General features: G+C 62.0%; 22 protein-coding genes. 11 read left to right on the top strand and 11 right to left on the bottom strand.

The genetic code is table 11. The features are described 5' to 3' along the window. Position 1: 1 nt before the first annotated feature. From IEV82_RS06155 to IEV82_RS06145, 3 genes are read right to left on the bottom strand one after another with little or no spacing between them, the layout of a single operon-like run. Positions 2–667, bottom strand: a complete 666-nt coding sequence (locus IEV82_RS06155) for an alpha/beta hydrolase (RefSeq protein ID WP_188481089.1) — start codon at positions 665–667, stop codon at positions 2–4. Next, positions 664–1,293 carry a DNA-3-methyladenine glycosylase family protein gene (locus IEV82_RS06150; RefSeq protein ID WP_188481088.1) on the bottom strand — a complete coding sequence of 210 codons (630 nt, stop codon included), beginning with the start codon at positions 1,291–1,293 and terminating at the stop codon, positions 664–666. Before IEV82_RS06150 ends, IEV82_RS06155 begins: the two co-directional genes overlap by 4 nt. Further along, the gene (locus tag IEV82_RS06145) at positions 1,278–2,018 is read right to left on the bottom strand and encodes a precorrin-6A/cobalt-precorrin-6A reductase (RefSeq protein WP_188481087.1); all 741 of its coding nucleotides are present in this window, start codon (positions 2,016–2,018) and stop codon (positions 1,278–1,280) included. The genes IEV82_RS06150 and IEV82_RS06145 overlap by 16 nt, the downstream gene beginning before the upstream one ends. Positions 2,019–2,094: 76 nt before the next feature. Here IEV82_RS06145 and IEV82_RS06140 point away from each other — a divergent pair, with 76 nt between their 5' ends. Then, a complete protein-coding gene (locus tag IEV82_RS06140) occupies positions 2,095–3,333 on the top strand; it encodes an MFS transporter (protein WP_188481086.1) in 1,239 nt (412 codons plus the stop codon). A gap of 97 nt (positions 3,334–3,430) precedes the next feature. Further along, entirely contained in the window at positions 3,431–3,673 is a 243-nt protein-coding gene (locus IEV82_RS06135; protein ID WP_188481085.1) for a YfiM family lipoprotein, read from the top strand. A gap of 1 nt (position 3,674) precedes the next feature. On the opposite strand, the gene IEV82_RS06130 is transcribed toward IEV82_RS06135, so the two are convergent. The 3 genes from IEV82_RS06130 to cysS all read right to left on the bottom strand — a co-directional run bounded on the left by IEV82_RS06130 (position 3,675) and on the right by cysS (position 7,694). After that, on the bottom strand, positions 3,675–4,451 hold the full coding sequence (locus IEV82_RS06130) for a squalene/phytoene synthase family protein (RefSeq protein WP_188481084.1): 777 nt from the start codon (positions 4,449–4,451) through the stop codon (positions 3,675–3,677). After that, positions 4,448–6,067: a citramalate synthase gene (gene cimA / locus IEV82_RS06125; RefSeq protein ID WP_188481083.1), complete on the bottom strand. Its 1,620-nt coding sequence runs from the start codon at positions 6,065–6,067 to the stop codon at positions 4,448–4,450. The genes IEV82_RS06130 and cimA overlap by 4 nt, the downstream gene beginning before the upstream one ends. Before the next feature lie 148 nt (positions 6,068–6,215). After that, complete coding sequence (gene cysS / locus IEV82_RS06120; RefSeq protein ID WP_188481082.1) at positions 6,216–7,694, bottom strand: cysteine--tRNA ligase; 1,479 nt, start codon at positions 7,692–7,694, stop codon at positions 6,216–6,218. 235 nt (positions 7,695–7,929) lie between these two features. Here cysS and IEV82_RS06115 point away from each other — a divergent pair, with 235 nt between their 5' ends. Both IEV82_RS06115 and IEV82_RS06110 read left to right on the top strand, forming a co-directional pair. Then, entirely contained in the window at positions 7,930–9,111 is a 1,182-nt protein-coding gene (locus tag IEV82_RS06115; RefSeq protein WP_188481081.1) for a pyridoxal phosphate-dependent aminotransferase, read from the top strand. Further along, positions 9,111–9,449: a TfoX/Sxy family protein gene (locus IEV82_RS06110; protein WP_188481080.1), complete on the top strand. Its 339-nt coding sequence runs from the start codon at positions 9,111–9,113 to the stop codon at positions 9,447–9,449. Before IEV82_RS06115 ends, IEV82_RS06110 begins: the two co-directional genes overlap by 1 nt. 49 nt (positions 9,450–9,498) lie before the next feature. On the opposite strand, the gene ndk is transcribed toward IEV82_RS06110, so the two are convergent. Then, positions 9,499–9,921, bottom strand: coding sequence for a nucleoside-diphosphate kinase (gene ndk, locus IEV82_RS06105; RefSeq protein ID WP_188481079.1), 423 nt, complete (start codon positions 9,919–9,921; stop codon positions 9,499–9,501). 198 nt (positions 9,922–10,119) lie between these two features. Between ndk and IEV82_RS06100 the strand changes: the two genes are divergently transcribed. The 5 genes from IEV82_RS06100 to IEV82_RS06080 all read left to right on the top strand — a co-directional run bounded on the left by IEV82_RS06100 (position 10,120) and on the right by IEV82_RS06080 (position 14,688). Further along, on the top strand, positions 10,120–11,973 hold the full coding sequence (locus IEV82_RS06100; protein WP_188481078.1) for an ABC-F family ATP-binding cassette domain-containing protein: 1,854 nt from the start codon (positions 10,120–10,122) through the stop codon (positions 11,971–11,973). 68 nt (positions 11,974–12,041) lie between these two features. Further along, positions 12,042–12,668, top strand: a complete 627-nt coding sequence (locus IEV82_RS06095) for a MarC family protein (protein WP_188481077.1) — start codon at positions 12,042–12,044, stop codon at positions 12,666–12,668. A gap of 78 nt (positions 12,669–12,746) precedes the next feature. After that, positions 12,747–13,328, top strand: coding sequence for a retropepsin-like aspartic protease family protein (locus tag IEV82_RS06090; protein ID WP_188481076.1), 582 nt, complete (start codon positions 12,747–12,749; stop codon positions 13,326–13,328). 74 nt (positions 13,329–13,402) lie between these two features. After that, positions 13,403–14,215, top strand: a complete 813-nt coding sequence (locus tag IEV82_RS06085; RefSeq protein ID WP_188481075.1) for an arginyltransferase — start codon at positions 13,403–13,405, stop codon at positions 14,213–14,215. An 86-nt stretch (positions 14,216–14,301) separates the two neighbouring features. Next, complete coding sequence (locus IEV82_RS06080) at positions 14,302–14,688, top strand: cupin domain-containing protein (protein WP_229747696.1); 387 nt, start codon at positions 14,302–14,304, stop codon at positions 14,686–14,688. A gap of 73 nt (positions 14,689–14,761) precedes the next feature. Here the strand turns inward: IEV82_RS06080 and IEV82_RS06075 are convergent, their stop codons facing one another. The 4 genes from IEV82_RS06075 to IEV82_RS06060 all read right to left on the bottom strand — a co-directional run bounded on the left by IEV82_RS06075 (position 14,762) and on the right by IEV82_RS06060 (position 19,873). Next, complete coding sequence (locus tag IEV82_RS06075) at positions 14,762–17,116, bottom strand: TRAP transporter large permease (RefSeq protein ID WP_188481074.1); 2,355 nt, start codon at positions 17,114–17,116, stop codon at positions 14,762–14,764. An 80-nt stretch (positions 17,117–17,196) separates the two neighbouring features. Then, positions 17,197–18,108: a TRAP transporter small permease subunit gene (locus tag IEV82_RS06070; RefSeq protein WP_188481073.1), complete on the bottom strand. Its 912-nt coding sequence runs from the start codon at positions 18,106–18,108 to the stop codon at positions 17,197–17,199. Positions 18,109–18,215: 107 nt separating this feature from the next. Then, entirely contained in the window at positions 18,216–19,301 is a 1,086-nt protein-coding gene (locus IEV82_RS06065) for a TRAP transporter substrate-binding protein (RefSeq protein WP_188481072.1), read from the bottom strand. A gap of 290 nt (positions 19,302–19,591) precedes the next feature. Then, the gene (locus IEV82_RS06060; protein ID WP_188481071.1) at positions 19,592–19,873 is read right to left on the bottom strand and encodes a hypothetical protein; all 282 of its coding nucleotides are present in this window, start codon (positions 19,871–19,873) and stop codon (positions 19,592–19,594) included. 433 nt (positions 19,874–20,306) lie between these two features. Between IEV82_RS06060 and IEV82_RS06055 the strand changes: the two genes are divergently transcribed. Then, positions 20,307–22,061: an acetolactate synthase 3 large subunit gene (locus tag IEV82_RS06055; protein WP_188481070.1), complete on the top strand. Its 1,755-nt coding sequence runs from the start codon at positions 20,307–20,309 to the stop codon at positions 22,059–22,061. Positions 22,062–22,176: 115 nt separating this feature from the next. Beyond that, positions 22,177–22,737 carry an acetolactate synthase small subunit gene (ilvN, locus tag IEV82_RS06050; RefSeq protein ID WP_188481069.1) on the top strand — a complete coding sequence of 187 codons (561 nt, stop codon included), beginning with the start codon at positions 22,177–22,179 and terminating at the stop codon, positions 22,735–22,737. Positions 22,738–22,743 lie beyond the last annotated feature (6 nt).

The following is a 22,743-nucleotide window of genomic DNA, read 5'->3' as shown; positions in this document are numbered from 1 at the left end:
GTCAGAGGTTGCACTTGTCCCGCATGAAGGCCAGCGCCACCGACAGACCATCGGGCGCGATTCCATGCGCGGTGCCCTTCATGATATGGGCGAACACGTCTTCCCAACCCGCGTTCTGCAGCGCTTCTGCCGCGTCTGGCAGGGCTTGCGGCGGGACCACGTCATCCTGATCGCCATGCACCAGCAGGATCGGAAAGCGGCTCTCCACCTCGTCGGCCAGCAGTTCCGGTGCCAGCAACCGTCCGGAAAAGGCCACCATCCCGGCAATCGGGTCTTCGCGGCGCGGCGCGACATGCAGGCCCATCATCGTACCCTGGCTGAAGCCGAACAACACCACCTGTTCCGGCAACAGGTCCTCGTCCACCATCAGCGCATCGAGAAACGCGTTCAGATCGTTGACCGCGCTGGCCATGCCAGACATGGATTCCTCTTCCGACGACCCGTCGATCCACGGGATCGGGAACCATTGAAACCCGAACGGCGCACCTGCGCAGGCCTCGGGCGCATCGGGCGCCACGAACAGCGTGTCGGGCAGGTGTTCGCCCATCGGATCGGCCAGCCCCAGAAGGTCCGCGCCATTGGCCCCGTAGCCGTGCAGAAACACCACGGCAGAGCGGATTTCACCGGAAACCGGTTCCTTGCGACCTGCGTTCAACACCCGTGTCATGCGATCCCCTCTCGATCCTTTGCGACATGGTAGTAGGCCCAGAGCGCGCGCGCCGCAACCGATCTCCAAGGGCTCCATGCCTCGGCCATCTGGCGGAGCGGCTTTTCCTTTGGCCGTTCGGGCAGATCGAACAGCATGCGGGCGCTTTCCTGCAGGGCCAGATCTCCCGGCGCGAACACATCCGCCCGGCCAAGCGAGAACATGGCGTAGATCTCGGCGGTCCAGACGCCGACGCCGGTCACGGCGGTCAGTGTCTTGATGACCTCGTCATCGGGTTCATCGCGCAACGCGTCATAGTCGATCGATGCTTCGGCAAGCGCACAGGCATAGCGTGCTTTCTGACGGCTGAGGCCCAGATCGCGCAAGCCGTCCTGTCCACACGCCCATACCGCGTCGGGCGTCACAGCGCCCGCCTCCTCCAGCTTGCCCCAGATCGCGCGGGCCGAGGCGACGCTGACCTGCTGGCTGACGATGGCACTGAGCAATTGCGCAAACCCGTCCGGCTTGCGCCGCAGCGGCAGCGGACCGGTCTGTTCCAGCGCATGGGCAAAGCGCGGCTCGGTGCGCGCCAGCCAGTCGGCGCCTTCGGCCACGCAAGCCTCCGTTTCGATCAGCCGTCCAACCACAGGCGCTCTCCCATCCAATCCAGTGCCGCGTCGACCGAGGCCACCACAGGCCCGGAGGTGATGCGCGGCCGTGCCACCATATAGACCGGCAGGCCCAACGCACGGGCCGCGGCGATCTTCGGCCAGCCACCCGGCCCTCCTGCGTTGCGGGTCAGCACAGCGTCGATCCGGAACCTGCGCATCAGTCCGATCTCCTGCGCCACGGTAAAGGGGGCTGTCCCGTGCAGGTAGCGGCCATGCGCCAGCGGGAACGGATCGGAATGGGCCGTCAGTTGCCGAACGAAGAGATGCGCGTGGCGCAGCGCCCGCATCTCGCGCAGCGCAGGCCGGCCCAGGGTGACCAGCACGCGAGACCCTGCGGGAATCGCCCGCGCCGCGTCACGTGCAGAGCGCAGGATGATCCAGCGATCCCGCCGCGTGGCCCGCCATTCCGGACGCGCCAGCGTGACATGCGGCACGGCGCTCTGTGCGGCCACACGCGCACCCAATGTCAGACTGTCCACATCGCAAGGATGTGGCGCGATCACCAGCGCCTCTGCCGCGTGCACAAGCTCGGACAAGGTTGCGAGGTCAGATCCACCCTGCCCGGTCATCCGGTCCCGCGCAGGCAGCCAGAGCCGCGCCCGCGCACCCAGATGTGCTGCCAGATCACGTGCTTCAGCCGATCCGCCAAGGATCGTCACAGAGCCATAGTTCGCCGAATTTGAGCCGTCGAAAACCGTCATTCCAGCCGCTTACAAAACCGCCATTCGGGCGCAGGCACACTTGCAGGAATTTGAATTTGGGCATACGGCTTGCGACATGAGCACAATTGACCACGCCTCCCCCGACGACGCCACCGAAAACCGCCGCGCCAAGCGCAACGTGTTTGTCCTGGTTCTGGCCCAAGCCATCCTTGGCGCACAGATGCCGATGCTGTTCACGGTGGGCGGTCTGGCCGGGCAGTCGCTGGCGTCGAACATCTGTTTCGCCACGCTGCCGATCTCGCTGATCGTGCTGGGGTCGATGGTCACGGCCACGCCGATTTCCGCCTTCATGCAGAAATACGGCCGCCGCGCCGGGTTCGCCGTGGGTGCTCTGGGCGGCGCGCTGGGCGGGGCGATCGGGGCCTACGGGCTCTATATCGCGTCCTTCCCGGTCTTCCTGCTGGGCAGCTTCCTGACCGGCATCTACATGTCGGCACAGGGCTTTTACCGCTTCGCCGCAGCAGACACGGCCACGGACGAATTTCGCCCCAAGGCGATTTCCTATGTCATGGCCGGGGGGCTCGCCGCTGCGGTGATCGGGCCGCAACTGGTCAAGGGAACGGCGGATTGGTATGTCGTGCCGTTCCTCGGCACCTACCTTGCGGCGATTGCGCTGAACGTCATCGGCGCGACGTTGTTTCTCTTCCTCGACATCCCGAAACCCAAGGCGCCCCATGCCGACGACCCCAAGGGACGCACCCGGCTCGAGCTGCTCAAGACACCGCGCATCGCCGTGGCGATCATCTGCGCGATGGTGACCTATGCGCTGATGAACCTCGTCATGACCTCGACACCCTTGGCCGTGGTTGGCTGCGGCTATACCGCCGGGAACGCCGCCGACATCGTGTCGGCGCATGTGCTGGCAATGTTCGCGCCATCCTTCTTTACAGGCCATCTGATCGTGCGCTTCGGCGTGGAAAAGATCGTCGCCACCGGCTTGGTGATCCTTGCCGCTGCGGGGGCTGTCGCCCTGCAAGGCGTTGATATCGCGAACTTCTACATCGCGCTCATCCTGCTGGGCTTTGGCTGGAACTTCGGCTTCATCGGCGCCACCGCCATGCTGACCGCAGCACATGAACCGCACGAGCGAGGCCGTGTGCAGGGCATGAACGACGTTCTGGTCTTCGGCGGTGTGACCATCGCGTCATTGGCCTCTGGCGGGTTGCTGAACTGTTCGGGCGGCACCCCGGTCGAAGGCTGGAGTGCCGTGAACATGGCGATGGCGCCATTCCTGGTGCTGGCCGGTGGTGCCTTGATCTGGCTGATGTTCCAGCCCAGGGAACGGTCGATCTGATCGTTAAAATGCAACGGAGTTTGCTTGGGCGCAGGTAACGCGGCCTTCAGACCTGCGGCGCATGGTGAAGGCCTCTTTCACCAGAACGGTGCCTGCCATGTTTCGATGTCTGCTCTTCACCCTGCCCCTGCTTGCCGGATGCCAACATTACGACAAGGCCGCGCATTTCGCGGTTGGTGCGGCGGTGTCCCATGTCGTGACTAAGGAAACCGGCAACCCGGCGGCGGGCTGTCTGGCCGCGATCGGTGTCGGGGTTCTCAAGGAACTGGTCGATGATGTCGGCGATCCGGCGGATATCCTCGCCACCGGGTTGGGATGCAGCGTGGCGCTTGCGTTCTGAGTTACCAACGGCCGGTTGCGGCCTGCCACATAAGGCGCAGTTTTTTGTGCGCTTCGGGCATACCAAGCGTACCATCCGCCACGCGTCGCGGATCGGATCGCGCCTGTTTCAGGATCGGTCCGGCCTGCCATGCCGTCAGCGCGATGGGCCCGGCCTTGGCCGGGATCTGTGACCGGGCGCGTCGGGATTGTGCCAAACGCTCCAATCCTTCCGCCGCAAGCGCACGCACCGCGTCGGGCCGACCATCCACCAGGGGCCGCCGCCCCAAACGTTCCAGCTCGGGCACCGCGCGCAGGAACTGCGCGAGCCCCGTGGCATAGCCAAGATCGGTCAAGGCGTCAGGCATCTGATTGCCCAGGGCCTGCGACGCGGCCAGCAGAAGGGACGCGGATGTGTCTTCGATATATCTTGAAAATGCCGCCTGATCTTCAAACGGATCGCGATAAACATCCCAGAGCCGCGCCTGCGTCACACGCTGCAACTGCCGCGCGGAGTTCGCATCCAGCACATGCGCAAGCGAGGTCACAACCTCGTGCCGCCGCACCAGACCGCCCGAGGCAATCTCTTCCAGCGCGTCGGTCCACCATTGCAAGCGCATCTCGGCGATGATCGCTTCCTGCGTCAGCCACGGCGCGCGCGACACCTCGACGTTGAAGGCGTAGATCGGGAACAGCACCTTGCGCGCCTCGACCGAGGCCGCCATCGTTGCGGCAAACCGGTCCGGATCACCCCGTTCGACCAGCTGCGCGCAGGCGATGAGGTCGGCATCGAAACTCATTCCGGCTGCACATCCCGCACCAGTTTCCAGCGCACGGCATCCAAAAGCGCCTCGAAGGACGCGTCGATGATGTTGGCGCTCACCCCCACGGTGGACCAGCGCCGCCCCTGCCCGTCCTCGCTGTCGATGATGACGCGGGTCACGGCCTCGGTGCCACCTTGGGTGATGCGCACCTTGAAGTCGACCAGCCGCAGATCGTCGATCACCTCTTGATACGGCCCAAGATCCTTGGCCAGCGCCTTGGACAGCGCGTTCACCGGGCCGCGATCATTGCCCAGATCGTCCATCGATTCGCTGACCGACAGCTTCTTTTCGTCGCCAACCTTGACCACGACGACCGCTTCGGAATGCGAGATCATGGTGTTGTACTTGTTCTTCCGCCGCTCCACCGTCACGCGGTAGCGCTTGACCTCGAAGAACTCGGGCAATTGGCCCAGCTCGTCGCGGGCCAGAAGTTCGAAACTCGCCTGCGCGGTGTCGTAGGAATAGCCTTCGGCCTCGCGCGCCTTGATCCGGTCCAGAATACGCGCCAGTGCAGGGTCCTTGTCCGGCACCTCGATCCCCGCCTCGGCCAGACGGCGGCGCAGGTTCGACTGCCCCGCCTGATTCGACATCGGGATGATGCGGCGGTTGCCCACCAGACCGGGCTCGACATGTTCGTAAGTCGTCGGGTCCTTGAGGATCGCGCTGGCATGCAGCCCCGCCTTGTGGGCAAAGGCGGACGATCCGACGTAGGCCGATTGCTTGAGCGGCACGCGGTTCAGGATCTCGTCCAGCATCCGGCTGATCTGCGTCATGCCCTCCAGTGCCTCAAGCGTCACACCGGTCTCGTAGGTACTGGCGTAAGGTTCCTTGAGCAGCAGCGTCGGGATCAGCGCCGTCAGGTTGGCGTTGCCGCAGCGTTCGCCCAGCCCGTTCAGCGTGCCCTGGATCTGCCGAACGCCCGCATCGACGGCAGCGAGCGTCGCTGCGACGGCCATTTCGGTGTCGTTGTGGGTGTGGATGCCGACACGGTCGCCGGAGATGCCGGAGGCGATCACGGCTTGGGTGATCCGGCCCACCTCGGCAGGCAGTGTGCCGCCATTGGTGTCGCAGAGCACGACCCAGCGGGCGCCTGCCTCATAAGCGGCGTGCAGGCAGGTCAGAGCGTAATCCGGGTTGGCGGTGTAGCCGTCGAAGAAGTGTTCCGCATCGAACAGCGCCTCGCGCCCCTGCGCCACGACATGCGCCACCGAGGCGCGGATGTTCTCGACATTTTCGTCCAGCGTGATGCCAAGGGCGGTGGTGACGTGGAAATCATGCGTCTTGCCGACGAGGCAAACGGATTTGGTTCCCGCGTTCATGACCGCTGCCAGAACGTCGTCATTCTCTGCCGACCGACCCGCGCGCTTGGTCATGCCGAAGGCGGTGACGGTGGCTTTGGTGTGACCGACCTCGTCGAAAAAGGCGCTGTCGGTGGGGTTCGCACCGGGCCAGCCGCCCTCGATATAGTCGATGCCAAGCGCATCGAGCGCGGCGACGATGCGGTGTTTCTCGGGGGTCGAGAACTGCACGCCCTGCGTCTGCTGCCCGTCGCGCAGCGTTGTATCGTAGAGGGTGAGGCGAGTTTTGGTCATTGCAGGTTCTCGTGATCAGAGGGCAGTCCCCGACCGCGGGCGGGGGAGAAGCCCCCGCCCGTCAAACCGAAGGTTTGCCTTCGGCAAAACGGGGCGGTCGGGGGCTGCCCGGCGTGCCGCCGGGCGCAGTGGTTAGAACGGAGGGACATCAGATGTCTTCCAGTTTCGATGGGTCAAAGCCATACGGAACAACCGCCGTTGGACCAGAAGTCGAATTTGAAATCCTGAGACCTGTTTTTTCCAATTTCACTTTCAGTGCATCAGCAGCGACGTAGTCCTTTGCCAATCGCAGATCCTGCCACTTTCGCAAAAATGGAACGATTTCATTCAGGTAAAGCGGGGTAGAACCACTTGAAAATGTCCCGGGCAGAAAGACCGTTTCTGTCCGCCACCAATCAAGTTGTTCGGGATTGGTGAAGCCAAGCAGTTGCATACCCAGCTTAAGCTCTTTCGCGGAACCACTCCTTGCGATCTCATGGAGGATAGAAAGCGCGAGAGGTGTGTTTAGATCATCAGAAAGCGCGTCAATCAATTGAAAGCTAGCTTTTCCCGATGACTGCACTCCATCAGTCAAATTGTACCAGCTTTGCAAAGTGTCTTTAGCCTCTCGTGCCTTCTCAGCCGTCCAATCCATCGGCTTGCGATAATGCGTCGACAGGAACACGAACCGGATCACCTCGCCCGGCACGCCCTGATCCAGCAAATCCCGTACGGTAAAGAAATTGCCGAGCGACTTGGACATCTTCTTGCCCTCGACCTGCAACATCTCGTTGTGCAGCCAGAAGTTTGCCATCTTTTCGGTACCATTGGCGCAGCAGCTCTGGGCAATCTCGTTTTCGTGGTGCGGGAACATCAGGTCGTTGCCGCCGCCGTGGATGTCGAAGGTACTACCCAAGAGCGACTTAGCCATAGCAGAGCACTCGATATGCCAGCCGGGTCGTCCTCGTCCCCAGGGACTTTCCCAATCAGGTTGGTCGATTGTTGATGGCTTCCAGAGGACGAAATCCATTGGGCTTCTTTTGCCCTCTCCTCGTTCTGATCGAGCACCCGATATCATTTCATCAACGGTGCGCCCTGATAGCACTCCGTATCTGGAGTATTTTTCAACTTCGAAGAATGCATGTTCCGGAGCTTTCTCGGCATTGAAATAAACCGCTTTGGAATTATGCCCGAAGCTAATGGGTGCAGTGTAGGCAAAACCCTTGGCGATCAGGTCCTCGATCATCGCAATCATTTCGGCGATATAGGCGGTGGCGCGGGGCATGGCCTTGTCGTGGTTCGCCCCGCGAATGGAGGGTTCCAGCGCACCGACGGCGGCCATGTCCTCCAGATACCATTGCGTCGTCTCGTCGGTGATGTCGCCGATGCTGCGCCCGGACTCCGCCGCGCGCGCATTGATCTTGTCATCCACATCGGTGAAGTTGCGCACGTAAGTGACGTGATCCACGCCGTAGACATGGCGCAGCAGACGGTAGAGCACGTCGAACACGATGACGGGGCGCGCATTTCCAAGATGCGCGCGGTCATAGACGGTGGGCCCGCAGACATACATCCGCACGTTGTCCGGGTCGAGCGGGACAAACGGCTCTTTCTGGCGCGTGGCGGTGTTGGTCAGGTGGATCGTCATGGATGCTCCTCGCGGGCCGGGATTGCGGCGGGAGTAGCAACTTCACTTCGATATTGGAATAGAAGACCGGCCCGCCAGGTGGATTAGCGGATGATGCAGCAGAGGCATGTTGCGATACGGGTCATGCAGACGAGATAGCCAGATTTGGCGCGCGCCGTCAAGAATGGCAGCGCTTCGATCTGGACTTTGTGCCACCGGCTCTGGCAGGTGTTGACCGAACCGGTCGGAGGGCTCCATGCCAGCATTGTCGCAACGCATCACCACGCTCAACGGGGACGGATCGGACGGGTGGGACGTGTTCTACCGCGCCCGCGCCATGATCGCGGCCGGTGTGCCGGTGACCGAATTGACCATAGGCGAGCATGACATCGGCACCGATCCGTCGATCCTGCGCGCGATGTATGACAGTGCAAGGGGCGGCCATACCGGCTATGCGATCGTCCCCGGCGTCAGCGCCTTGCGCGACGCGGTTGCCGCAAGAATCGAGGCGCAATCGGGCGTGCCCACCTCGCGCGAGAACGTGCTGATCACGCCGGGGGGTCAGGCGGGGCTGTTCGCGGCGCACATGGCGGTGTGCAGCCCGGGCGATGTGGGGCTGATCGTCGATCCCTATTACGCAACCTATCCCGGCGTCGTGCGGTCGGCGGGGGCCGTGCCGCGCGTGGTGGCCACGCGCTCTTCGCAGGGGTTCCTGCCCGAAGGCGCCGCGCTGGAGCAAGCCAGCGAAGGGGCTGCATCGCTGCTGATCAACACGCCGAACAACCCCACCGGGGCGGTCTATCCGCGTCACACCTTGCAGGACATTGCGGACGTGGTGACGGTGCGGGACATGTGGCTGATCTCGGACGAGGTCTATGACAGCCAGGTCTGGGAGGGCGCCCATCTGAGCCCGCGCGCCCTGCCCCACATGGCCGAGCGCACTCTGGTGATCGGGTCAATGTCCAAAAGCCACGCCATGACCGGGAGCCGGATCGGCTGGATCGTCGGGCCGGAAGAGGTCATCACCTGCCTTGTCGATCTGGCGACCAACACCACCTACGGCGTGCCGGGCTATATCCAGGACGCCGCCCTCTTCGCCTTGCGGGCAGGTGCCGAGCTGGAGCTGCAGGTGGCCGAGCCGTTCCAGCGTCGGCGCGCCATCGCCGAACGGGTGCTGGCGAAACAGGACCTGGTTCGGATGATCCCGGCGCAGGGCGCGATGTATGTCATGCTGGATGTGCGGGCCACCGGGCTGAGCGGCGAGGGTTTCGCCAATGCGCTGCTGGATGCGCATCACATCGCGGTCATGCCGGGCGAGAGCTTTGGCACATCGGCGGCGGGGCATGTGCGGGTGGCGATGACGCTGGAGGACAGCCAGTTCGAGGCGGCGCTGCACAGGCTGTGCTCCTTTGCCGCCGGTTTGGCACAAGCCGCGTGATGTCCGAGCCGGTCTCTTCCATCCGCAACCTCGGGCCCGCGATGGAGGAGGCCTGCGCCAAGGCGGGGATCGGTTCGGCCGAAGCGCTGCGCGAAATGGGTGCGGACGAGGCGTACCGGCGACTGTTGCTCTCGGGGATGCGGCCGCATTTCATCGGCTACTACGTTCTGGTCATGGGATTGCAGGGACGGCCCTGGAACGATTGCAAGGGCGCCGAGAAGACCGCGCTTCGGGTGCGGTTCGATGCACTCAAGGCAGAAATGGCAGGTCGCAGCGATTCTGTGCCCACGGGGATCGAACGGTTTCTGGACCAGATCGGCGTGGTTGCAAAAAAATAAGCCGGGCAGAAGCCCGGCCTACGCAGTCATGTGACGTCGAAGAGGTGGCTCAGCCGACGAGCTCGAGGCCCGAGAAGAAGAACGCGATTTCTTCGGCCGCTGTTTCCGGCGCGTCGGAGCCATGGACGGAGTTTTCACCCACGGATTCTGCAAACTCGGCGCGGATGGTGCCGGGGGCCGCGTCTGCGGGGTTGGTGGCCCCCATGACTTCGCGGTTCTTGGCGATGGCGTTTTCACCTTCGAGAACCTGAACCACAACCGGCTCGGACGCCATGAATTCGCACAGCTCGTCGTAGAACGGGCGTTCGGAATGCACGGCGTAGAATGTGCCGGCCTGTGCCTTGGTCAGGTGGATGCGCTTTTGCGCCACGATGCGCAGACCCGCGTCTTCGAACTTGGCGTTGATCTTGCCAGTCAGGTTGCGGCGGGTGGCGTCGGGTTTGATGATCGAGAAGGTGCGTTCGAGGGCCATTTTGGTCGCTCCGTAAGTTGGGTGTGTGTTTGGAGCGCCGGTTAGCATGCAGGTCTGACGTTGGAAAGCCCTTGGACGGGCTTTCGATCCCTGCCATGCAGGGATTTGAGGGCTCTGCCCTCAAACTCCCGAGATATTTTTGAACCAGAGAAGACAAGGACGCTGGTCTGTCCTTTCGGGCGTTGATATGGGCGTGCCATGTTGAAGATTGAAGATATCACCTACGCGGTTGACGGGCGTCCCTTGTTCGAGGGCGCAAGTGCGGTCATTCCCGATGGGCACAAGGTGGGCCTTGTCGGCCCCAATGGCGCGGGCAAGACAACCCTGTTCCGGTTGATCCGGGGCGAGCTGGCGCTGGAAGGCGGCGTGATTTCGGTGCCGCGCGGCGCGCGGGTTGGCGGGGTGAGCCAGGAAGTGCCGGGATCGTCGGTGTCGCTGATCGACACTGTGCTCGCCGCAGATACCGAGCGCGCGGCGCTGATGGCCGAGGCCGAGAGCGCCACGGACGGCGCGCGCATCGCCGAGGTGCAGACCCGTCTGGCCGATATCGACGCCTGGTCGGCAGAGGCGCGGGCGGCTGCGATCCTCAAGGGTCTGGGCTTCGACGATGCCGACCAGCGTATGCCATGCAGTGCCTTTTCCGGTGGCTGGCGGATGCGGGTGGCACTGGCCGGGGTGCTTTTTGCGCAGCCTGACCTGTTGCTGCTGGACGAGCCGACCAACTATCTTGACCTTGAAGGGGCGCTGTGGCTGGAAAGCTACCTCGCGAAATACCCCTATACGGTGATCGTGATCAGCCACGACCGGGGCCTTTTGAACCGTGCGGTGGGGGCGATCCTGCATCTGGAAGAGCGGCAACTGACCTTCTACCAGGGTCCCTATGACCAGTTCGCGCGGCAAAGGGCCGAGCGGCGCGCTCAGGCAACGGCGGTGGCCAAGAAGCAGCAGGCGCGGGTCGCGCATCTGCAAAGCTTTGTCGACCGGTTCCGCGCCAAGGCCAGCAAGGCCAAGCAGGCGCAATCGCGGCTCAAGATGATCGAGCGGATGGACATGGTCAGCGCGCCCGAAGAGATCGCCAAGCGGGTGTTCAGCTTCCCGCAACCCGACGAGCTGTCGCCGCCGATCATCCGGGTCGAGAACGGCGTGACCGGTTACGGCGAGACCGAGGTGTTGCGCAAGCTTGACCTGCGGATCGACCAGGACGACCGGATCGCGCTGCTGGGCAAGAACGGTCAGGGCAAATCCACTTTGGCCAAGCTGCTCTCGGACCGGCTCCCGCTGATGTCCGGTCGGATCACGCGGTCCTCCAAGCTGCGCATCGGGTTCTTTGCCCAGCACCAGGTGGACGAGCTTCATATCGACGAGACACCGCTGGAACACCTGCGGCGCGCGCGTCCGAACGAGATGCCGACGCGTCACCGGGCGCGGCTGGCGGGTTTTGGCCTGATGGCGGCGCAGGCGGACACGGTCGTGGGCAAGCTGTCGGGCGGACAGAAGGCGCGGCTGTCACTGCTGCTGGCGACCATCGACGCGCCGCATCTGCTGATCCTCGACGAGCCGACCAACCACCTTGACATTGAAAGCCGCGAGGCGCTGGTCGAGGCGCTGACCGCCTATTCCGGCGCGGTGATCCTGGTGAGCCACGACATGCATCTCTTGTCGATGGTCGCGGACCGCCTGTGGCTTGTGAAGGATGGCAACGTCACGCCTTACGAGGACGATCTGGACGATTACCGCGCCATGCTGCTGGCCTCGGACAAACCCGCAAAGGCCGAGAAGCCCAAGCCCGCGCGCCCTGCCCGGCCCGACCGTGACACGATGCTGGCCCTCAAGGCCGAAGTGCGCAAATGCGAGGCGCGGGTCGAGAAGATCGAACAGATGCGCGAGACATTGGCGAAAAAGCTGGCCGATCCGGCGCTGTATGAACCCGGGCGCAAGGGTGAGCTTGAGACCTGGAACAAGAAATACGGCGAGGTGATGGACGGGCTGCACCGCGCAGAGGCGCTGTGGGAAGCGGCGTTGCAGAAACTGGAAGTGGCAGAGACCGCGTGACGCGAAGTGCCGGGCAGATGCCCGGCCTACGGGTTGTCCCTTGCACGTGGTCGGTGTAGCGATCTGTCATGGATCCTGCCTTTCTCATCTCGGCCTTCGTCACGCTGTTTGTGGTCATCGACCCGATCGGGCTGACGCCGGTGTTCATCGCTTTGACTCTTGGCATGACGGTGCAGCAGCGGCGCGCCATTGCCATTCGTGCCACGGTGATCGCGGCGGGGCTGCTGTTTCTCTTCGCCTTTCTGGGTGAGCAGGTTCTTGGATTCATCGGCATCTCCATGCCTGCCTTTCGCATCGCCGGGGGTATCCTGCTGTTCCTGACGGCGCTGGACATGCTGTTCGAACGGCGCACCAAGCGGCGCGAGGACAAGGCGGATGTCGAAGACGACCTGCCCGACCCGTCGGTCTTTCCCATCGCCATCCCGCTGATTGCCGGGCCGGGTGCCATCGCGTCGATCATCCTGCTGGTTGGTCAGGCAGACGGGCCCGTCGGCATGGCCTCTGTGCTGGGTGTGATGGTGGGTGTTCTGGCCATCGTCTTCCTGCTGTTCCTGAGCGCGTCACCAATCGAGCGGGCGCTTGGGAAGACCGGGATCGTGGTGGTCACACGGCTATTGGGCATGTTGCTGGCGGCGCTGTCGGTGCAATTCGTTCTGGACGGGATTCGCGGCTTCGGCCTGGTTCTTGGCGGGTGATCCCTGACCGGCAAACGACACTACAAAACGCACCTGCGCCGACCTACATACCCGTCATGTCGAATTTAAGGAGTGACGATGTCGGGGATGGAGTATGGCAACCTGGCCTACCTGGTGCTGCTTGCGGTGGTGCTCGTGTTCTGGTTCTTCATCCAGAACCGGCAAAGCCTGAACAAGACGATGCAACAGGGTGCTGTGTGGGGATTGATCTTTCTGGGTGTGATCGCCGCCGTCGGGCTTTGGGGTGACATCCGCCAGACGGTGCAGCCGCAACAGCTGGTCATGTCAGACACCGGGCGCGTCGAGGTGCCACGCGCGCCGGACGGGCATTATTACCTCACGCTGGCCATCAACGATGCGCCCGTGCGGTTCGTCGTCGATACCGGTGCCACCAGCATGGTGCTGACACAGGCAGACGCCGCGCGTGTCGGTCTGGGTGAGCAAGACGTGATCTTCTATTCCGAGGCGATGACCGCGAACGGCGTTGTGCGCACCGCACCTGTCCGTCTGGACGATGTGGCGCTCGGACCGTTCCATGATCGCAATGTCCGGGCCTTCGTGAACGAGGGCGAGATGACGAAATCGCTTTTGGGGATGGACTATCTCAGCCGGTTTGCCCGGCTCGAGATCAACAATGGCCGCCTGATCCTCGAACGCTGACCCCACCGGTTCTGGGGGGTTGGCGGACGTGAAGCCTTGGGTTACGGTCTGCGAATATCGACGAAGAGTACACGATGCGCCACTCGCTGCCACTTGCGCCGCAGTTTTACGTAACTGCGCCCCAACCCTGTCCGTACCTTCCTGGTCGGATGGAACGCAAGCTGTTCACGGCGTTGCAGGGCGATGCCGCGGACAAGCTGAACAACAGCCTGTCGAAACAGGGCTTCCGCCGGTCGCAGAACGTGCTCTATCGCCCGTCCTGTTCGGATTGTTCGGCCTGCCTCTCGGCGCGAATCTCGATCAAGGATTTTCGCCCCTCCCGAAGCCAGAAGCGCACGATCAAGCGCAACGCGACTCTGCGGCGGCATGCCACCAGCGCCTGGGCCACAGAGGACCAGTACGAGCTGTTCCGCACCTATCTCGACGCGCGGCATGCGGATGGCGGCATGGCGGATATGGACGTGTTCGATTTCGCCGCAATGGTCGAGGAAACGCCGATCCGGTCGCGCGTCATCGAATATACCGATCATGAAACCCGCAAGCTGAAAGCGGTTTGCCTGACGGATGTGCTCGATGACGGGCTGAGCATGGTCTATTCCTTCTACAGTCCCCACGTGCCCGCGCAGAGCCTTGGCACCTACATGGTCCTCGACCATGTCGAGATCGCGCGCGAGGCGGGATTGCCCTATGTCTACCTTGGCTACTGGGTGCCGGGCAGCGCCAAGATGGGGTACAAATCGGCCTTTTCGGGCCTCGAGCTGTACCGTCACGGCGCTTGGGAGAAATTCCGCAAGCCCGACAGCTATTCGGCGGACACACACCCGATGTCGACCGACCCGATTGCCGAACAGGTCGCCAATATCTCGCTTCCCGATCTGCGCAGCTGACAGCCGGACGGTCCCGACCTCTGCCCTTTGGAACGGATCGCGTCTCGACACGTTCCCTTGTCGCAAGGACAAAGGAGCACCCCGACATGTCGGAACATGAAACATTGGTCATGCCCATCGCAAAGATGGCGCGCAGCAACGACAAATTCCGCGACGTGGTCTGGACCGGCGACAAGACGCAGCTGGTGCTGATGGCCATTCCCGAAGGCGGCGAGATCGGTGGCGAGGTCCACGAGGGCCATGAACAGCTGTTGTATTTCGTCGACGGCATGGGCCATGGCCGGATCGGCGATGCCGAGATGCAGATCTCGGCGGGCGACGTGGCGATCGTGCCCGCGGGCCAGTATCATAATTTCAAGAACACCGGCACCGGCATGATGCGCCTCTACACCACCTATTCCCCACCCGAGCACGCTCCGGGGACGGAACATGACGACAAGGCAGAGGCCGAAGCCGACCCCAACGAAGACTGACGCCCTGCCCCCAACCAACGAGAAAGGCCGCCCCGAAACAGGGCGGCCTTTGTTGGTTCGGATATAGATCCGGTCAGTTCTGGATCAGGTCCGGCAGGATCGTCACGATCCCCGGGAATATCCAGAGCAGCGCAAGCGCCAGAACCTGGATGCCGACGAAGGGAATGACACCGCGATAGATATGCCCCGTCGTGACCTCTTTCGGGGCAACACCCCGCAAGTAGAACAGCGCAAATCCGAAAGGTGGCGTCAGGAACGACGTCTGCAGGTTGATCGCGATCATGATCGTCACCCATGCCGGATCGAGCGTTCCGCCATAGATCACTGGCCCGACGATGGGCACGACGATGTAGATGATCTCGAGGAAGTCCAACACGAAGCCCAGGACGAATAGGATCAGCATCACGACAAGGAACACGATGGTTTCATTGTCGAAGGACCGCAGGAACTGCTGGATGTAATGTTCCCCGCCGAACGAAATCAGCACGAGGTTCAGCAATTGCGAGCCGATGAGGATGGTGAACACCATCGACGTGACCTTGGCGGTTTCACGCACCACCGGCCCGAGGATGTTGGTCCGGAACAGCACCCAGCAGCTGTAGAGCAGGCCGAAGAACGCGAAGTGGTAGGCGATCTGCGCCAGAACATAGGCGATCCAGTCTTCGACCGGGATGCTTTCGCGGGTGATCCGCAAATCGAAATTCACGCCCAGCAGGATCATGATGATCAGCGCGAGCGAGGCCCAGATGATGATCTTGGCTGCGCCCTGCTCTTCTTTCAGCTTGCGATAGGCCGCCAGCATGATCGCGCCCGCCGCCCCAAGTGCCGCCGCCGGGGTCGGGTTGGTGATGCCGCCAAGAATGGAGCCAAGCACCGCAACGATCAGAACGAGCGGCGGGAACACCACGCGCAGAAGTTCGTTTTGCGACAATCGTCCCATGGCGATCCAGACGCCGAACATGGTGAGCACCATCGGGATTGCCATGATCAGGAAGGTCGCTCCCGATCCTGTGCGCGGAAAGATGAAGACCACATCCGCAAGGAAGGCGAGCACCACACCGATCCCGCCGATGATCAACGGCAACGGGTTCGACGACGGCGACACGCCGCGCGCAAGGATCAGCACCAGACCCAGCAGAGTGAAGATCGTGGCAACGCCCGTGCCGATCGGTGCCGCGTTCTCGCGTGCCTGCACAAGAGCTTCAGCGCGTTCTTCCTCGGTCAGTTCGACAACGGCCCCGGTATCACCGGCAGCGGTCATCGCGGCGCGCTGGGCAACGGATTCGTCCCACGCCTCTTGACCGTGCAGGTCGATCATCGCTGCCTGGCACTGTTCGGAAACGTTTGTCCGCAGGGTCGGCCCGTCAGCCCGTTCGGCGTAATCCGACACGGAGATGGTCTGCGAGCCGATGACACCCGCGCTGAAACCGATCACGATTGCCGCAATGAACCCCAAAGGTGCTGCAAGGTACCAGGTCAGCGCCTCGTTGCGCGTGACCACTTCACCCGTGGAGCCTGCCATTTCCACCGGCGGTGCGCTGGCCGGACGCAGAAGGGCAAAGCCGAACGCATAGATACCGTAAAGCAGCGCAAGGAAGAGACCCGGCAGCAGGGCCGCCTGGAACAGCGTGCCGACCGACAGAACCGCAGGTTCGCCCAGGAAGGTCAGCGCGTCACCACACCCGGCAAGCTGAGCGCGGGTTTCCTGACCGGTGGCATAGAGGTCGCCCACCAGCGTGCCCAGAAGGACTATCACGATCGAAGGCGGGATGATCTGACCCAGCGTGCCGGACGCCGCGATGACCCCGGTTGCCAGCTCCGGCGAATAGTTGTTGCGCAGCATGGTCGGCAGGGCCAGCAGACCCATGGTCACCACGGTCGCGCCGACGATGCCGGTCGATGCGGCAAGGAACGCACCCACGATCACGATGGACACGGCCAGACCACCCGGCAGCGGGCCGAACACCCGCGCCATCGAGGTCAGCAGGTCTTCGGCAATCCGCGAACGCTCCAGCGTGATGCCCATCATCACGAACATCAGAACTGCCAGAAGCGTTTCGATCGACTGACCCGCGATCACCCGTTCGTTGATGCGGTTCACGATGAAGGAGATGTTGCGCTCCATCGCCTGTTCCCAGCCACCGGGGAACAGCGCCTCTTCGACACGCGGCAAGTCCGGGTATCGGAACACGGATATTGCGTCGCGGGCGATGCCTTCGGCGACCAGCGCGGAATACTCGGCTGTCGACGTGTCGATCGCCTGATGGATCAGCAACCCTGCCGAATCCAGCGCCGCGATGATGGCAAAGGAAATCACGCCGGCGCCGGCGATGGCGAATGCCACCGGGAACCCCGTCATGATCCCGGCAAAAAGCGTCAGGAAGACAATGAGGATACCAACCTCGACTCCGTCCAATCCGAAAGGCATGTTATGCGGCCCCCCCGCTACGTGCCGTTGCCGGCATCATTGTCTGTTGTTGCGTCATTGTCTTGTGCTTCATCATCGGTTCAGGTCGATCCGGTGTGGATCGCGTGTTCGATCTCTTCGGCCTCGCTCGAGAACCCATCCCGATCAAGGTACTTGCCGTCACTTTCCTCGCCCTCGATGTATTCCAGAAGCGACCGCCAGAAGAAGGCCATCGCGTGCACGAAGGTCAGCACGCAGAACAGAACGATGAGGATCTTGAAGAGGAAATACGCGTTGAAGCCGTTTGGGCTGAAGCCGATGGTTTCCACGTTCCAGCGGAAAATGCGCGACTGCATCAGCATCCGGTCCAGATCGCTGGTCGCGGTCACGGAAGGCGTCATCAGGTGACGCCACATGAAGAACCACGCATAGAGATAGGTGATGGTTGCGGCAGGCAGCATGAAGAACATGCATCCGAACATGTCCATAAGGCGCTTGGTGCCGTATTTCATGTTGGAATAGAACAGGTCCACGCGGACATGGCCGCCCTGGACGAAGGTGTAGGTGACGCAGAGCGCGACCACGGCGGCGTTGTAGAGCTTGAGCTCTTCGGCCCACCAGCTCAGGTCTTGCGCAAACGCGGTGCCCATCGGTCCCATCTGGATTTCAGCCACGCGAAAGATGCGCTGCAGGAACACGATCATGACCTGCTGCAGCACCATCAGCAGACCCGCCCAAGCGGCGACGCGTCCGATCCCGTTTGCCATGGTTTCCAGCCCAAGGACCGATCCCCAGAGGATTTCCCGCTTCCAGACAAGGCCGAGCACCGTGATGACAAGAAAGGTCGTGAAGGCCACGAAGAACAGTTCGACGGATGCGCCGTAGTAGATGAAGCGCATCACGGCTTCGGGGTTGGACCAGTTCAGCCAAGCGCCCGGGTTGATAAGCGCCACCAGTAAATTATACGGGGCCAAGACAATGTTCTGTAGCACCCAAAGGATGAAGTCGATCATGCAAAGCCCCCTGAATGCCCCTTCCCGGGGCGGCATATTTGGTTATTGAGCAGTCAAAAACCCCGCCCGGACAAATGATCCGAACGGGGTTCCTGTAGGTTAAACGCTTAGCCTGCGTTCACGCGGTTACGCTGGCGCATGAACTCGCCATCGGCGATCTCGTACCAGTCGGACGATTCCTTCATCGACGCGGCCACGCTGTTGGCGATCTCGGCATAGATCGGATCGCCCATGCTTTCCTCGCGAACTTCCAACGAGGCACGCCCAAAGGCATCCCAGACGTCATTGGGGAACTGACGGACCTGAACGCCGCCAGCCTGAAGACGGGCCAGAGCCGCGCCGTTCTCGGCCAGCGACAGCGCAGTGTTTTGCGCGTGCGCAGCTTCGCAGGCGACCTTGCAGATCGTCTGCTGCTGAGGCGTCAGGGATTCCCAGATCTCGAGGTTGAACACCATGGACAGGGTCGAGCCCGGCTCATGGAAACCAGCTGCGTAGTAGGTCTTGGTGACTTCCTGGAAGCCCATGCGCTCGTCCGCATACGGCCCGATCCATTCTGCGCCGTCGATCTGACCGGACGCCAGCGCCTGGTAGATTTCACCGCCGGGGATGTTCTGCACGGAGGCGCCGAGACGACCCAGAACCTGACCACCCTGGCCCGGCATACGGAAGCGCAGACCCTGAAGGTCGTCCGCCGAATTGATTTCCTTGTTGAACCAACCGCCGGGCTGCATCGCCGTCTGGCCGCACATCAGCGGCTTGAGGTTGAACAGGCTCGACAGGTTGTCGTGCAGTTCCTGACCGCCGCGACGGTAGTACCAGTTCGCCATTTCCTGCGCCGTCATGCCGAAGGGCACGGCGGTGAAGAAGGCAAACGCGGGGTGCTGGTTAAGGAAGTAGTATTCAGCCGAGTGATACACGTCCGCCTGTCCCGAGGACACGGCGTCGAACACTTCGAACGCGCCAACAAGCGAACCTGCGGGCATCTTGTTGAACGAAATCTGGCCATCGGTCATGGCGGTGATGTAGTCGATGGCAAGCTGGGCCGCATCGTCGAACACGGCAAAGCCGTCCGGCACCGATGTGACCATGGTCAGTGTACGATTGCCCTGCGCGTATGCCGGTGCCGCAAGTGTTGTAGCGGCAGCAGCGCCTGCACCTACAGCAGACGTCCGCAAGAATGAACGACGATCCATGTATTTCCTCCCCTGGAATTGGATGCACAAAAACAGCCAGTCCGCTGTTTGCGCGGATCATTTAGTGGAGCGGACGGTAATCAGAAAAAAAACTGAATGCAAATAATTAACGTCGCTTACAGACGTATAAATTTTAGGCAAAAACCTCAGAATTTCCGAGGTTTCCACCCTGACGAGATGATAGCGCTAGCAAAGGTTGATGCGCAGCGAAAATGGTTTATCTCGAAGCGGTCTTGAGGGTACGCAACACGCCGATACCCCTCGCAAACCTGCGCGCTTGTCGCTGTGCCTCAGAGACGCAGACCGAAGCGGAGTGGTACAAGGCGGTCAGCCTCGTCCTGCGTGGTCTTCAGAAGAACCACACAGCCCTCAGTCGATACCGACTCCGAGGTCTGCTCACACGGAACTGCGTTTGCCGGATGGACCGGCACATTGACGTTCTGATCGGACGCCTGCAGCCGCGCGCCTGGCGACACGAGCGAAAGCAAATGCGCGAGCACGATGAAGACCGCCAGCACAGCCGCATGGCATGTCGAGAAAGCCCGCATGCGATGATTACGTTTTCCAAACATCTGAGCCTCCGTTTGTCTGCACGTGAACTGTTCGGTTCAACCTAGGCGGGCAGAGGCACATCGCGCAACTCACATCTTCGCGCGTTTGTGCACATGGCATGTGTCCAGCACCCCGCGACTCGGCTCGAAAGCACAGCAAGAGCACCCTGATTTTAGCAAAATTTCGCCACGACCGCCCTCTTGGGTAATAAATGACAAAATTTTCTTGCTTCCGGATACTTTTTTCTTGGCTTTCGATGTTGACGCCCCCGAAGGCTGCACATAATGTCCCGCCACGTGAAGGAGAGCCAAGATGGCACGAGTACTAGTCATTGTAGAGAAAGCGCGCATGGGCCGGTAACGGAACCAGACCAGATCCCCATGCGCCCCCGACTGAACATCGGGGGTTTTTTTTCGCGTAATGAACAGAAGTGTCTGTAAACGGAGCAAAGCGATGACACGTCAAATGACCGGAGCGAAAATGGTGGTTCAGGCCCTGAAGGATCAGGGTGTGGACACAGTATTCGGGTATCCCGGTGGCGCTGTGCTACCGATTTACGACGAGATTTTTCAGCAGAATGGCATCCGCCACTACCTTGTTCGCCACGAACAGGCCGCGGTTCACGCCGCCGAAGGCTATGCACGCTCGACCGGCAAGCCGGGTGTGGTTCTCGTGACATCGGGTCCGGGGGCGACCAACGCGGTCACCGGCCTGACCGATGCGCTGATGGACTCCATCCCGATTGTGGTTCTGACCGGACAGGTCCCGACCTTCATGATCGGTTCGGATGCCTTTCAGGAGGCCGACACCGTGGGCATCACCCGCCCCTGCACCAAGCACAACTGGCTGGTCAAGGACACCGACAAGCTGTCCGGCGTCCTCCACGAGGCGTTCCACGTCGCCACAACGGGCCGCCCCGGCCCGGTTCTTGTGGACATCCCCAAGGACGTTCAGTTCGCCACCGGCACCTATACCGAAAAAGCCAAGGCCAAGGTCAGCCATTACCAGCCGCAGGTCAAAGGCGACATGGAAACCATCACCCAACTGGTCGAGGCGCTGGAAACCGCAGAACGCCCGGTGTTCTACACCGGCGGCGGCGTCATAAATTCGGGCCCGGCAGCCAGCCAGCTTCTGCGCGAACTGGTCGAAGCGACAGGCTTTCCGATCACCTCGACCCTGATGGGTCTGGGCTGCTACCCTGCATCAGGCAAGAACTGGCTGGGCATGTTGGGCATGCACGGTCTCTACGAGGCCAACCTTGCCATGCATGGCTGTGACCTGATGATCAATGTGGGCGCGCGCTTTGATGACCGGATCACAGGGCGGCTTGATGCGTTCAGCCCCAAGTCGAAAAAGGCCCATATCGACATCGACCCGTCGTCGATCAACAAGGTGATCCGCGTCGACATGCCGATCATCGGCGATGTGGGTCATGTGCTCGAGGATATCCTCAAGGTCTGGAAAGCGCGCGGGCGCAAGGTCAACAAGGAAGGCCTGCAGAAGTGGTGGCACCAGATCGAACAATGGCGCGCCGTGGATTGCCTCAAGTACAAGCCGTCGGAAAAGTCGATCCGCCCGCAATACGCGATCGACCGGCTGGAACAGCTGACCAAGGGCTATGACCGCTACATCACCACCGAAGTCGGCCAGCACCAGATGTGGGCCGCGCAATACCTTGGTTTCGAAGACCCCAACCGCTGGATGACCAGCGGCGGTCTGGGCACGATGGGCTACGGCACACCGGCCTCGATCGGTGTGCAGGTGGCGCACCCGGATGCCCTCGTGATCAACGTGGCGGGCGAAGCGTCCTGGCTGATGAACATGCAGGAAATGAGCACCGCGGTGCAGTACCGTCTGCCCGTCAAGCAGTTCATCATGAACAATGAACGTCTGGGCATGGTGCGCCAGTGGCAGGAATTGCTGCATGGCGAGCGCTATTCGCACAGCTGGTCCGAAGCCCTGCCCGATTTCGTCAAGCTGGCCGAAGCCTTCGGCTGCAAGGGCATCCTGTGCAAGGACCCCGACGATCTCGACGATGCGATCATGGAGATGCTGGCCTATGACGGTCCGGTGATCTTTGACTGCCTGGTCGAAAAGCACGAGAACTGCTTCCCGATGATCCCGTCGGGCGAGCCGCACAACAAGATGCTTCTGGGCGAGGCAAAGACCAAGGACGCCATCGGCTCCAAGGGCGCGGTGATGGTCTAGGCTTTCGGACCGGCTGACGCCGGTCCGATCCGTTCCGGGCTATTGCCCACACCGCCCTTTCAGTGGGGGGCCAGCCCCCCACACCCCCCGGCATATTTGGAAAAAGAAGAAGATCATGTCTCCGCTGAACATCAAAAAAGGCTCGACCAAGCATTCCGCGTATAACCTGCGGTCGAATTTCTCCGACGTGCAGGAAACCCACACTCTCGCGGTTCTTGTGGCGAACGAACCCGGTGTGCTGGCCCGCGTGATCGGGCTGTTTTCCGGGCGCGGCTACAACATCGACAGCCTGACCGTCGCCGAAGTGGATCACGAGGGCCACACCAGCCGCATCACCATCGTGACCACCGGAACACCCCAGGTGATCGAACAGATCAAGGCACAACTGGGCCGGATCGTGCCGGTCCACGAGGTGCACGATCTTACTGTCGAAGGGGCGTCGGTCGAACGAGAGCTTGCGCTGATCAAGGTCGAGGGAACAGGCGACAAGCGCGTCGAGGCGCTGCGCCTTGCCGACATCTTCCGGGCCCAGGTCGTGGACAGCACGCTGCACAGCTTCGTGTTCCAGATCACCGGCACACCCGAAAAGGTCGACGCCTTTGTCGATCTCATGCGCCCGCTTGGCCTTGTAGAAGTGGCCCGCACAGGCGTTGCCGCGTTGTCACGCGGCGCCTGAGCGCTT

It is taken from the genome of Marivita lacus (assembly GCF_014637725.1).
Lineage (GTDB): Bacteria > Pseudomonadota > Alphaproteobacteria > Rhodobacterales > Rhodobacteraceae > Marivita > Marivita lacus.
The sequence above is the reverse complement of the archived record's forward strand: the minus strand, read 5'-3'. Positions and strand labels throughout refer to the sequence as shown.

What these genes read in the sequence shown, in the direction of transcription:
- IEV82_RS06155 (WP_188481089.1), bottom strand. Translation starts at nt 667, where the DNA reads ATGACACGGGTGTTGAACGCAGGTCGCAAGGAACCGGTTTCCGGTGAA.
- IEV82_RS06145 (WP_188481087.1), bottom strand. Translation starts at nt 2,018, where the DNA reads ATGACGGTTTTCGACGGCTCAAATTCGGCGAACTATGGCTCTGTGACG.
- IEV82_RS06140 (WP_188481086.1), top strand. Translation starts at nt 2,095, where the DNA reads ATGAGCACAATTGACCACGCCTCCCCCGACGACGCCACCGAAAACCGC.
- IEV82_RS06135 (WP_188481085.1), top strand. Translation starts at nt 3,431, where the DNA reads ATGTTTCGATGTCTGCTCTTCACCCTGCCCCTGCTTGCCGGATGCCAA.
- IEV82_RS06130 (WP_188481084.1), bottom strand. Translation starts at nt 4,451, where the DNA reads ATGAGTTTCGATGCCGACCTCATCGCCTGCGCGCAGCTGGTCGAACGG.
- cimA (WP_188481083.1), bottom strand. Translation starts at nt 6,067, where the DNA reads ATGACCAAAACTCGCCTCACCCTCTACGATACAACGCTGCGCGACGGG.
- cysS (WP_188481082.1), bottom strand. Translation starts at nt 7,694, where the DNA reads ATGACGATCCACCTGACCAACACCGCCACGCGCCAGAAAGAGCCGTTT.
- IEV82_RS06115 (WP_188481081.1), top strand. Translation starts at nt 7,930, where the DNA reads ATGCCAGCATTGTCGCAACGCATCACCACGCTCAACGGGGACGGATCG.
- IEV82_RS06110 (WP_188481080.1), top strand. Translation starts at nt 9,111, where the DNA reads ATGTCCGAGCCGGTCTCTTCCATCCGCAACCTCGGGCCCGCGATGGAG.
- ndk (WP_188481079.1), bottom strand. Translation starts at nt 9,921, where the DNA reads ATGGCCCTCGAACGCACCTTCTCGATCATCAAACCCGACGCCACCCGC.
- IEV82_RS06100 (WP_188481078.1), top strand. Translation starts at nt 10,120, where the DNA reads ATGTTGAAGATTGAAGATATCACCTACGCGGTTGACGGGCGTCCCTTG.
- IEV82_RS06095 (WP_188481077.1), top strand. Translation starts at nt 12,042, where the DNA reads ATGGATCCTGCCTTTCTCATCTCGGCCTTCGTCACGCTGTTTGTGGTC.
- IEV82_RS06090 (WP_188481076.1), top strand. Translation starts at nt 12,747, where the DNA reads ATGTCGGGGATGGAGTATGGCAACCTGGCCTACCTGGTGCTGCTTGCG.
- IEV82_RS06085 (WP_188481075.1), top strand. Translation starts at nt 13,403, where the DNA reads ATGCGCCACTCGCTGCCACTTGCGCCGCAGTTTTACGTAACTGCGCCC.
- IEV82_RS06080 (WP_229747696.1), top strand. Translation starts at nt 14,302, where the DNA reads ATGTCGGAACATGAAACATTGGTCATGCCCATCGCAAAGATGGCGCGC.
- IEV82_RS06075 (WP_188481074.1), bottom strand. Translation starts at nt 17,116, where the DNA reads ATGCCTTTCGGATTGGACGGAGTCGAGGTTGGTATCCTCATTGTCTTC.
- IEV82_RS06070 (WP_188481073.1), bottom strand. Translation starts at nt 18,108, where the DNA reads ATGATCGACTTCATCCTTTGGGTGCTACAGAACATTGTCTTGGCCCCG.
- IEV82_RS06065 (WP_188481072.1), bottom strand. Translation starts at nt 19,301, where the DNA reads ATGGATCGTCGTTCATTCTTGCGGACGTCTGCTGTAGGTGCAGGCGCT.
- IEV82_RS06060 (WP_188481071.1), bottom strand. Translation starts at nt 19,873, where the DNA reads ATGTTTGGAAAACGTAATCATCGCATGCGGGCTTTCTCGACATGCCAT.
- IEV82_RS06055 (WP_188481070.1), top strand. Translation starts at nt 20,307, where the DNA reads ATGACACGTCAAATGACCGGAGCGAAAATGGTGGTTCAGGCCCTGAAG.
- ilvN (WP_188481069.1), top strand. Translation starts at nt 22,177, where the DNA reads ATGTCTCCGCTGAACATCAAAAAAGGCTCGACCAAGCATTCCGCGTAT.